The organism is Tessaracoccus bendigoensis DSM 12906 (genome assembly GCF_900141915.1).
Taxonomy (GTDB): domain Bacteria; phylum Actinomycetota; class Actinomycetes; order Propionibacteriales; family Propionibacteriaceae; genus Arachnia; species Arachnia bendigoensis.
This window is the reverse complement of record NZ_FQZG01000012.1, coordinates 71128-81855: the sequence shown is the minus strand read 5'-3', so window position 1 is coordinate 81855 and position 10728 is coordinate 71128. Positions and strand designations below refer to the sequence as shown.

6 protein-coding genes are annotated in these 10728 nt (G+C 69.3%); 3 read left to right on the top strand and 3 right to left on the bottom strand.

All coding sequences use genetic code 11. The features are described from left to right. Window positions 1-192: 192 nt before the first annotated feature. From BUC15_RS04600 to BUC15_RS04590, 3 genes are all read right to left on the bottom strand, one after another. Window positions 193-1107 (bottom strand): carbohydrate ABC transporter permease, encoded by a 915-nt coding sequence (locus BUC15_RS04600; RefSeq protein WP_073186365.1) that lies wholly within the window; start codon window positions 1105-1107, stop codon window positions 193-195. After that, entirely contained in the window at window positions 1107-2060 is a 954-nt protein-coding gene (locus BUC15_RS04595) for a carbohydrate ABC transporter permease (protein WP_073186364.1), read from the bottom strand. Before BUC15_RS04595 ends, BUC15_RS04600 begins: the two co-directional genes overlap by 1 nt. A 92-nt stretch (window positions 2061-2152) precedes the next feature. Continuing rightward, window positions 2153-3457: an ABC transporter substrate-binding protein gene (locus tag BUC15_RS04590; protein WP_425443331.1), complete on the bottom strand. Its 1305-nt coding sequence runs from the start codon at window positions 3455-3457 to the stop codon at window positions 2153-2155. A gap of 285 nt (window positions 3458-3742) precedes the next feature. Here BUC15_RS04590 and gndA point away from each other — a divergent pair, with 285 nt between their 5' ends. The 3 genes from gndA (at window position 3743) to BUC15_RS04575 (ending at window position 10664) form a co-directional block, all read left to right on the top strand. Continuing rightward, window positions 3743-5188, top strand: a complete 1446-nt coding sequence (gndA, locus tag BUC15_RS04585; RefSeq protein WP_073186362.1) for an NADP-dependent phosphogluconate dehydrogenase — start codon at window positions 3743-3745, stop codon at window positions 5186-5188. A gap of 72 nt (window positions 5189-5260) precedes the next feature. Further along, window positions 5261-9838: a DEAD/DEAH box helicase gene (locus tag BUC15_RS04580; RefSeq protein WP_073186361.1), complete on the top strand. Its 4578-nt coding sequence runs from the start codon at window positions 5261-5263 to the stop codon at window positions 9836-9838. Next, the gene (locus BUC15_RS04575) at window positions 9831-10664 is read left to right on the top strand and encodes a DNA-formamidopyrimidine glycosylase family protein (protein WP_073186360.1); all 834 of its coding nucleotides are present in this window, start codon (window positions 9831-9833) and stop codon (window positions 10662-10664) included. Before BUC15_RS04580 ends, BUC15_RS04575 begins: the two co-directional genes overlap by 8 nt. Window positions 10665-10728 lie beyond the last annotated feature (64 nt).

The window sequence follows — 10728 nt, the reverse complement described above, 5'->3', positions numbered from 1 at the left end:
CGACACCAACCAAAACGCTCGACACCAGCGAAACACAGCAGGTAACCCGACATAACGCTGGTAACGCGGCACGACCAGCCACCGCCCACCCCCGTGACCAGCGATCCGACGCGACCCCGTTCGGACGGCGACACAGCAAAAGGCCGCCGCCGAGGTTTCCCTCGACGGCGGCCATCAGCCACAGTGGGCACGTCAGCCCTTGACCGCTCCAGCGGCCAGGCCCGACTGCCAGTAGCGCTGCAGGAAGATGAACAGCACCACCAGCGGCAGCACACCCACCAGCGAACCGAGCAGCACGGCCCCCCGGTCAGGCGAGAAGTAGCTCATCATGCCGTACAGGCCCAACGTCACCGGCTTGAGTTCCGGCGAGCTGATCATCATCAACGGGAGCATGAAGTTGTTCCACGTCGCGACGAAGATGAACAGGAAGATCGTCACCATGGCGGGGGCCAGGAGGCGCAGCACCATCGTGAAGAAGATCCGGGCCTCACCCGCACCGTCGATCCGGGCGGCCTCGAGCAGTTCCGTGGGCACGGAGGTGGTCGCGTACACGTTTCCGAGGAACACGCCGAACGGGGAGACCATGCAGGGGATCAGGATCGACCAGATCGTGTTGTTCAGGCCCATGTTGGTAAACAGCATGTACATGGGAACGGTGAGCAGGGCGACCGGCATCAGCAGGCCGACCATGATCGTTCCCAGCATGGCGTTGCGACCGGGGTAGTTGAACTTCGCCATCGCGTAGCCTGCCGACACCGACAACAGCGTCCCGACGACGGCGGACGCCGTCGAGTAGAAGATCGAGTTCAGCACCCAGCGCGGGAACAGGCCCTGGGTCCATTCGATGAGGGCCGCCCAGTTGGCCGACCAGTTGAGGCCGTTGGCGAACCAGAAGCCGTTGGTCGAGACCAGGTCGCTGTTCGTCTTCGACGAGGCGATGATCACCCAGTACACCGGGAACAGGAAGTAGATCAGTGCGACCAGGAGCAGCACGACGGTGATGACGCGGGCAGGACGGCGCGGCGCGATGGAGCGCGGTGGCTGGCCTTCGATGGATGGGCGGTACTGCAGCTGACCGTCCGCAGTGGTCTTCATCTGCGTTGACATCACTTATTGACCTTCCGCTGTGCAACGAAATACAGCACCGCGAGGACGCCCGCGATCAGCGCCATGAGGACCGAGATCGCCGACGCCGGGCCGGTGCCCGACGGCGTCAGCTGACCCATCATCGTGTTGTACGACATCATCATGGGGGTGTAGGTGTTCGGCATCCATCCGGTCAACTTCTGCATGACGGTCGGCTCGTTGAACAGCTGGATCGTGCCGACGATCGAAAGCAGCACCGCGAGCAGGGCCGCGGAGGAGACCAGCGGGATCTTGATCCGGGTCGTGATCTTCCAACCGGACGCGCCGTCGATCCGGGCGGCCTCGTACAGGTCGCTCGGGATAGCCTGGAGCGCGGCCAGGAAGATGAGCATGTTGTAACCGGTGTAGGTCCAGGTGGTCATGTTGGCCATGGACCAGAGCACGACCTGAGGGGCCATGAAGAACGGGTTCCCGCCCAGTTCCGGAAGGTTCGCCGCGATGGGCGAGACCTCCGGCACGTACAGGTAGCCCCAGATGATCGCGGCGATGAGCCCGGGGATCGCGTACGGCAGGAAGAAGCTGAGACGCCATCCTGCGCGACGGCGCACCAGGAAGGAGTCGAGGACCAGTGCGAGGACCAACGCGATGACGATCATCACGGGGATCTGCACGATGCCGAACAGCATCACGCGGCCGACACCCGCCCAGAATGCGGGGTCGGTGCCCGCGACGATGTAGTTCTCGAGGCCGACGAAGACCGACGTCTTCTCGCCCCCTCCGAAGAGGCCACCACCCGCTGCCTTCTCCTGGAAGAAGCTGGAGTAGATGGCCGAGATGATGGGAGCCGCGAAGACCAGGCAGAAGCAGATGAAGAACGGCAACGAGAACGCCCATCCGCTGAGAGCCTCGTGCTTGGCCTGCCTGCTCCACCTCCCGCGGGCCTTCGGCGCGCTCGAAACAGTTGCAGCACTCATGTGCTATTCCTTGCTCTGGTCGATGGTTGTGTGCTTTGAGGGTGGAAACGCCGGGCCCAGATGCTGAACATCTGGACCCGGCGTCACTTGGATCAGTTCGCGACCGGGAGGCCCGCGTCCTGCAGAGCGGCGATCGAGGCGTCCTGAGCTGCGGTGAAGACGTCGGCGACCTTTCCGGTGCCGCTACCGGCTGCGGCGGCAGCCTCGTTCATCTTCGGGCCGACGGCGGAGAAGCCGGGGATGTAGTTGACCGCGTTGGTGTTCTCGTTGGCGGTGACAAGCTCAGCCATGACGTCCTGGCCACCGAACTGGCGCGACATCTTCTCGGGGGTGGTGGCGGCAGCCGTGGCGGCCGGCACGAGGCCCTGCGAGGCGAGGTCGTCGACCTGCGTGTTGAACCAGGCGTTGAACGCCATCGCTTCGGCCGGGTGCTCGCAGCCCTTCATGACGGCGACACCGGAGCCACCGTCGGGGCCGGTCATTGCGGAGCCGTTGATCGCAGGCAGCTGCGCCACGCGCCACTGGCCCTCGAAGGCGGTGCCGTCAAGGGTGTCGAGCGCAAAGCCGGTCTCCCAGGCTGCGGCGACGTGGCCGATGATGCTGCCATCGAGGATGGCGGCGTCCCACTGCTCGGACCAGCGGTTCACGACGAGCGCGGACTTGGCGTCGAGCATGTTCTGCCACATGGTGGCGACGGCGGTGGTGCCGGCGTCGGTGGTGTCGACCTTCCACTGGTCGTTCTCGGAGGAGAACCAGTTAGCGCCTGCACCTGCAGCCTGACCGGCGAGCCAGTTCTGGGCCTCGTCAGGGGTGAACACCGCGGCGTACTTGCCACCGGCGGCGGCCTTGGCTGCGACAGCCTCCAGCTCCTCGGCGGTGGTGGGGACCTCAAGTCCGAGCTTCTCGAACTCGGCCTCGTTGTACATGTAGATGAGGGGCCCCGAGTCCTGCGGCAGGCCGACGGTCGTGCCGCCGACGGTCATCTGACCGAAGGCGCCACCGAACTGGTCCTTGTACTTGTCAGCCTCGGTGGTGACATCCTCGACGAGGCCCTTGACGAACATCTCGGGGACCTCACCGTAGCCGAGCTGTGCGAGGCAGGGCGCGTTGTTCGCCTTGACGTCAGTCTCGAGCTTCGTGATCATTTCCTGGGCCTTGCCATCGAACTTGGTGGCGGTGACCTGGATGTTGGGGTTCTCTGCGTTCCACTTGGCGACGATGTCGGCAACCTTGGTCATGCCTTCGCCGTCGGGGAGACGGTGCATGTAGGCGATCTCAACCTTTTCGGCGGGAGCCGAGGCGGAGGTCGCGGTGGAACCTGCGGTGGCCGACTCGGTGGCCGACGGGGTCGTGGTGCCACCACAGGCCGTCAGGCCGAGGGCGGCGACGGACAACAGCGCCGTCACCTTGAGGGGAGTCTTGAACGAGACTGACATTAATCCTCCGGATCTACTTTGAGCGGGAGCTCTACTTCGAAAAACGCTACACCCGGGACACCGGAAAGGGATCGTGCGTGAGCGCAAACGCTCACTAAACACACCAGAATGAGCGGTCAAAATGATCACTTCGTAATCAAACCGTGATCGTTGCCAGCTGAACCGCCGGTTTCGGGCCCGCCCGCGTCTCGGGCAACCGGCGAGGCGCCGCCCACTCGGAAGGTAGGCTCGCATCGAGAATCGATGATGGGAGAGAAGATGACGGATCTGGCGAACGTTGGCGTGGTCGGCATGGCGGTGATGGGCTCGAACCTCGCGCGCAACCTTGCCCACAAGGGGCATAGCGTGGCCGTCTTCAACCGCACCGCCTCCCGCACCGACGCGATGATCGCAGAGCACGGCACAGAGGGCGACTTCCGCCCCGCGCACGAGCTGGCGGACTTCGTCGCCTCGCTCGAGCGGCCCCGTCGCATCATCATCATGGTCAAGGCGGGAGCGCCTACCGACGCGACCATCGACGCCCTCGTCCCGCTGTTGGAGGAAGGCGACATCGTCGTCGACGGCGGCAACGCCTTCTTCGAGGACACGCGTCGCCGCGAGGAGAAGCTGCGCGGGCTCGGGCTGCACTTCGTCGGGGCGGGCATCTCGGGCGGTGAGGTCGGGGCCCTTGAGGGGCCCTCGATCATGCCCGGCGGCTCCCGCGAGTCTTACGAGGCGCTTGGGCCCATCCTCGAGTCGATCTCCGCGAAGGTCGACGGCGAGCCGTGCTGCACCTACATCGGCACCGACGGCGCGGGCCACTTCGTCAAGATGATCCACAACGGCATCGAGTACGCCGACATGCAGTTCATCGGCGAGGCCTTCGAACTGCTCAAGGGTCTCGGGTTGTCCTACCCGGAGATGGCCGACGTGTTCGCCACCTGGAACACCGGCGACCTGGATTCCTACCTCATCGAGATCACCTCAGAGGTGCTGCGCAAGGTGGACGCCGCGACCGGCCGACCGCTTGTCGAGGTGATCGTCGACGCCGCGGGCATGAAGGGCACCGGCACGTGGACGATCCAGTCGGCGCTCAACCTGGGCACCCCCGTAAACGCGATCGCCGAGGCGGTGTTCGCGCGAGCGATCTCGTCGTCGCCCGCCCTGCGCGCCTCCGCGCAGAAGGCGCTCACCGGGCCGGACGGAAAGGTCGACGTCGCCGACCGGGACGCCTTCATCGAGCAGATCCGGGAGGCGCTGTGGGCGAGCAAGGTCGTCGCCTACGCCCAGGGGCTCGACGAGATCAGGATGGCTGCAGAGCAGTACGGGTGGGACATCAACGTCGGTGAGGTCGCCAAGATCTGGCGGGCCGGCTGCATCATCCGGGCGCGCCTGCTGGAGCGGATCCGCTCCGAGTACGCGGCCGGCAATCTCGTCACCCTGATCGAGGCGCCGTCGATCGCTTCCGGGCTGGCCGACGCGCAGGACGGTTGGCGCGAGGTCGTCGCGACGGCGGTCAGGGCCGGGGTCCCGGTCCCCGGCTTCTCCGCGGCCCTGGCCCACTACGACCAGGCCCGGGCACCGCGGCTGAACGCGGCGCTGACGCAGGGGCTTCGCGACTACTTCGGGGCACACACCTACCGCCGTATCGACCGCGAAGGCGCCTTCCACACCAACTGGTCGACCGACGGCGCCGAGATCCAGGAGTCGTGACCGGCCGGACCGTCCGACCGGGGCTGGGTTGTCGGCCACCGTGTTGTCGGTGGGCGCTGGCAGACTTGCCCCATGACCGACCCGCTGGCGCGCTTCTCGCCTCCCACGAGGGAGTGGTTCGCGGGCGTCTTTCCTGAGCCGACACCGGTTCAGGCCGAGGCGTGGAGGGCCGTTGGCGCGGGCGAGCACTCGCTCGTGGTTGCCCCGACCGGGTCGGGCAAGACCCTGGCCGCCTTCCTGTGGGCCATCGATTCCTTGGCCGGGTCCGTCGGTCTCGTCGCGGCCTCGGGCACTTCGCGCCGGGGATCCGGTTTGGCGGGCGGGGCTTCCCGGATCGTCTACGTGTCTCCGTTGAAGGCGCTCGGGGTCGACGTGGAGCGCAACCTGCGCGCACCGCTGACCGGGATCAGGCTGGCGGCGGAGCGGCTCGGGTTGCCGATGCGCCCGATCAGCGTCGGCGTCCGCTCGGGCGACACCCCAGCCAGGGAGCGCGCCGCGTTGCTCAGACATCCACCCGACATCCTGATCACCACGCCCGAGTCGCTGTACCTGATGCTCACCAGCGGCGCGCGCGAGACGCTCACGGGCGTCGGCACCGTGATCGTCGACGAGATCCACGCGGTCGCAGGCACCAAACGCGGCAGCCACCTGGCACTCAGCCTGGAACGGCTCGACGCGCTTGTCGGGTCGGATGTGCAGCGGGTCGCGCTTTCGGCCACCGTGCGACCCATCGACCGGATCGCCGCTTTCCTCGGCGGCGACCGGGCGGTCACAGTCGTGGCGCCGCCGACGCGGAAGCTGTGGGACGTGACGGTGCGGGTGCCCGTGGCCGACATGAGCGACCCCGGCCCGCCGCCTGGTACCGAGGCGCCGTCCGACCCGCTCCTGGCGCTCGGCGGCACCGACACCGTCGCCGTCGACTCCCCCGGCTCATCGCTTTGGCCTCACGTCGAAGCCCAGATCTACGAGACGGTGAAGTCGGGTCGCTCGACGCTGGTCTTCACCAACGGTCGGCGCACGGCGGAACGGCTGACGGGTCGGCTCAACGAGCTCTGGGCGGAGGAGCACGCACCGGAGACGCTGCCGCCGCTCCCCGCCCGGCCGCCCGCCCAGGTGATGGCCCCCGTCGACACCGTGCGTGGCGCCCCGCCGGTGATCGCCCGGGCGCACCACGGGTCGGTCAGCAAGGAGGCCCGCGCGCAGATCGAGACGGCGCTGAAGTCGGGTGCGCTGCGGTGCGTGGTGGCGACCAGCTCCCTGGAGCTCGGCATCGACATGGGCGCGGTCGACCGGGTCGTCCAGGTTTCGGCGCCGCCGTCGGTGGCCAGCGCGCTACAACGGGTCGGCCGGGCCGGTCACGTCGTCGGGGCGGTGTCGCGCGGCGACGTCTATCCGTTGTTCCGGGGCGACCTCGCCGCGGCGGTGGTCACGACGGAGCGGCTGCTGACCGGTGAGATCGAGGAGTTGCGCATCCCCCGTCAACCGCTCGACGTGCTGGCGCAGCAGACGGTGGCCGCAGCGGTGGCTGCGGGCGAGGCGGGGCTCGACGTCGACGAGTGGTTCGCCACGGTCACGCGGGCCCAGCCGTACGCGGGGCTGCCTCGGGCCCTGCTCGACGCGGTCGTCGAGCTGCTGACCGGCGCCTACCCGTCGGCCGACTTCGCCCATCTGCGCGCCCGGCTGGTGCTCGGCGACGACAACCGGCTCTACCCGCGCCCAGGCGCGCTGCGGCTGGCCGTCACCTCGGGGGGCACGATCCCAGATCGTGGCCTGTTCGGGGTATTCCTCGCCGGGGATGAGCAGGGTCCGCGGCGCGTCGGCGAGCTGGATGAGGAGATGGTGCACGAGTCGCGAGTGGGCGACGTGTTCACCCTCGGCGCGTCGTCGTGGCGGATCGAAGAGATCACCCGCGACCAGGTGCGCGTCTCCCCCGCGCCCGGCAACACCGGGCGGCTGCCGTTCTGGAAGGGCGAAGACGAGGGTCGCCCCACCGAGCTGGGGCGAGGGATCGGCGCTCTGCAGCGCGAGGCATCACGGGACCCGGCCCGGCTGGATCGCGGCTATCTGGACGGCCACACCAGAGGCAACCTCGCGGCCTATCTGCAGGAGCAGCGCGCGGCGACCGGGGTGGTGCCTGACGAGCGCACGGTGTTGCTTGAACGGTTCCGCGATGAGCTGGGTGATTGGCGCGTCGTCATCCACTCCCCCCTCGGCAGGCGGGTGCTCGGCGCCTGGGGAACGATCATCGGCGCGGTGCTGTCGGCCGAGGGTGGCGTCGACGTGTCGCCGGTGGGCGGCGACGACGGGATCGTGTTGCGGCTACCCGACTCCGACCTGGTCGACCGGCTGGCGGAGCTCATCGTCCTCGACCCCGAGGAGGTGACAGGGCTGGTGACGGCGCAGGTGGGCGGCACTTCACTGTTCGCCTCCCGGTTCCGCGAGGCCGCGGCCAGGGCCCTGCTGCTGCCCCGCCCCGACCCGGGGCGCCGGGCGCCGCTCTGGCAGCAGCGTCAGCGAGCCGCGCAACTGCTTGAGGTCGCCCGGCACTATCCGCGCTTCCCCATCATTCTTGAGACCATCCGCGAGGTGACCCAGGACGTCTACGACGTACCTGCGCTGGTGGAGCTGATGCGGGCGCTGCGCTCGGGCTCGGTCCGGCTGGTCGAGGTCGTCACCGAGCGGCCGAGCCCGTTCGCGGCGAGCCTGCTGTTCCGCTACCCCGGGGCGTTCATCTATGACGGCGATGTGCCGCTCGCCGAGCGCCGGGCCGCGCTGCTCTCGCTCGATCCGGAGCTGCTGGCCGCGGCCCTCGGGACGCTCGACCTGCGGGAGGTCCTCGATCCCGACATCGTCGCCGAGGTCGTGGCCGAGTTGCGGCACCTGACCGACGAGCGCCGCGCCCGGACGACGGAGCAGTTGGCCGATCTGCCCCGGTTGCTCGGGCCGATCCCACTGTCGGAGCTGCCTGCGCATGTGGCGGATCTCGACGTCGATCGCGCCGTGGAAGAACTCGCCGGTCGGGTCGCCGTCGTGCAGTTGGCGGGGGTACCACAGCTGGTGTCGGCCTCCGACGTCGGGCTGCTGCGGGACGCGCTCGGCGTGCCGGTGCCCGCGGGGTACGCCGCGCCGTCGACGCCGGAGGGTCGCGACCCGTTGACGCAGCTGATCGCGCGATATGCGCGCACGCACGGGCCGTTCACGGCGGCCGAGCTCGCCGCCGATCTCGGGCTCGGGCCGTCGACGGTGCTGCTGGTGCTTGAGCGGGAGTCGGCCGGTCGCCGGTTGACGGTGGGCCGGTTCACCTCCACAGACGTGGAATACGTCGATCCCGAGGTGCTGCGTAGGCTGCGGTCGAGGTCGCTCGCGAAGGCCCGCTCCGAACTGCAGCCCGTCTCGCAGACGGGCTACGTCCGGTTCCTGGCATCCGGCCACCAGTTGGTCGAGCGGCCCGCATCCGGCCCTGACGAGGTGTTACTCGCGCTGCAGCGGCTCGCAGGGGCCGCCCTGCCCGCCTCCGCCTGGGAGACGCACGTGCTGCCCACCCGGTTGCGGGGGTACTCGTCTGCGCATCTCGACCAGTTGATCGCCGAGGGCGAGGTGCTGGTCCGCATCGTCGGCAGCGCCGGGCCGAACGACCCGTTGGTGGCGCTGGTGCCCGCCGACGATCTCGGCCTGGTCGGCGAGGCTCCCCAACCGCCAGATCAGGACTCTGTGGCATTGGCCGCCGCACTGGCCGAGGGCGACGGGACGTTCGGGTCGCTGCCCAGCGGTGCCCACACCGTCGATGCCTGGTGGCGGGCCGCGGAGCAGGGCGCGATCGCTCCGGTGTCGTTTGCTCCGGTGCGGGCGCGGATCGGCGGGTCGACCCGCGCGGCACACAAGTCGTCTCGCCCCGACCCGCGCCGCCGGGCCCGGATCCCCCGCCTCGGTCGCATGCCCGCCTCCGCGGGGTCGACGGCGCCCGCGGTCGGGGGTCGGTGGTACCGGGTCCGCGACCCGCAGCTTCCCGCCGCCGAACGGGCGCTCGCGCTGGCGTCGTCGTGGCTGTCGCGGTTCGGGGTGATCACGCGCGGCGGGGTCACGGCCGACGGCACCCCCGGCGGTTTCGCCGCCGCGTATCGGCTGCTCTCCGAGCTTGAGCAGGCGGGCAAGGTGCTGCGCGGCTACCTCGTGGACGGGTTGGGCGGCGCGCAGTTCTCGACCACCGACGTCGTCGGCGACCTTCGCGCGCATGCCGACTCCCCCGACCAGGGCCGGTGGCCGTCCGGGTCGACCAATCCCACCCCGGTGGTGCTGGCTGCCCTCGACCCAGCCAATCCCTACGGCAGCGTGCTGCCCTGGCCCGAGCACGCCACCGCCCATCCTTCGAGGGCCGCCGGTGCCCTGGTGGTGGTGGCCGACGGCGTGCTCCTGGCGCATCTGACGCGCGGCGGCCGGGTGCTGACCTTGTTCGGCGAGGATCGGGCCGAGACGGTCGCGCTGGTGGTGACGGCGCTTCGTGGCGCCGCCGCGGAGGGCCGGATGCAGCGGCTCCGCATCGAGGAGGTCGACGGCGAACGGGTCGGCGCCAGCGGGCTGGAGCAGGCGATGCTCGATGCTGGCGCGCGGCTCACGCCGAAGGGGGTCACGATCGAGGCCCCCCGTGCCTGAGGGCGACTCCGTCTGGCGACTCTCTGAGCGACTCCAGCCGCTCGTCGGAAGGGAGATCGCGCACTCGCAGTTCCGGGTGCCGCAGTTGGCAACGGTCGATCTCAGCGGCAAGGAGATTCTGCGGGTCTGGCCGCATGGAAAGCACCTGTTCTGGCTGGTCGGCGACCTGGTTCTTCACACCCATCTGAGGATGGACGGCCTCTGGCGGATCCACCAGGAAGGCACCCGCTGGTCGCTGCCAGCGCACACCGCGCGGCTCGTCGTCCGGGTCTCCGGCGGCATCGAGTTGGTGGGCCACGACCTCGGGATCGTCGAGCTGTGGCCCGCTCGGGAGTTCGACGCCCGGATGGGCTGGCTCGGGCCCGATCTGCTGGCCGACGATTGGGACACCGCCGGCCGCTGGGCCCCGTCGGGCCGGGAGGAGGCGCTTCGCCGGGTCGGGTCGGAGCCCTCCCGCACGATCGGTGAGGCGCTGCTAGACCAACGCAACCTGGCCGGGATCGGCAACGAGTACCGGGCAGAGGTGTGCTTCCTCAGCGGAGTGCACCCGGCCTCGCGGGTCGCCGAGGTCGACGTCGCCGCCGTCGTCGACCTCACCGTCAAGCTGATGCGCGCCAACCTGTCGAGCCCGGTGCGCACGTTCACGGGCGACCAGCGGCGCGGGTCGACGACGTTCGTGTTCGGCCGGGCTGGTCGCCCGTGCCTGCGCTGCGGTGCGGCGATCGCCAAGGACACGCTCGGCGGGGGGACCAGTGTCGCCGACCCCGACGCCGGGCGCGAGCGCATCATCTGGTCGTGTCCCCGCTGTCAGCCTGTGGCTGGGTGAGACGTCAGATCCCTGCATCCCGCCGTCAGATCCCTGCCGCGGGTTTAGCGATGAGCACTATCCC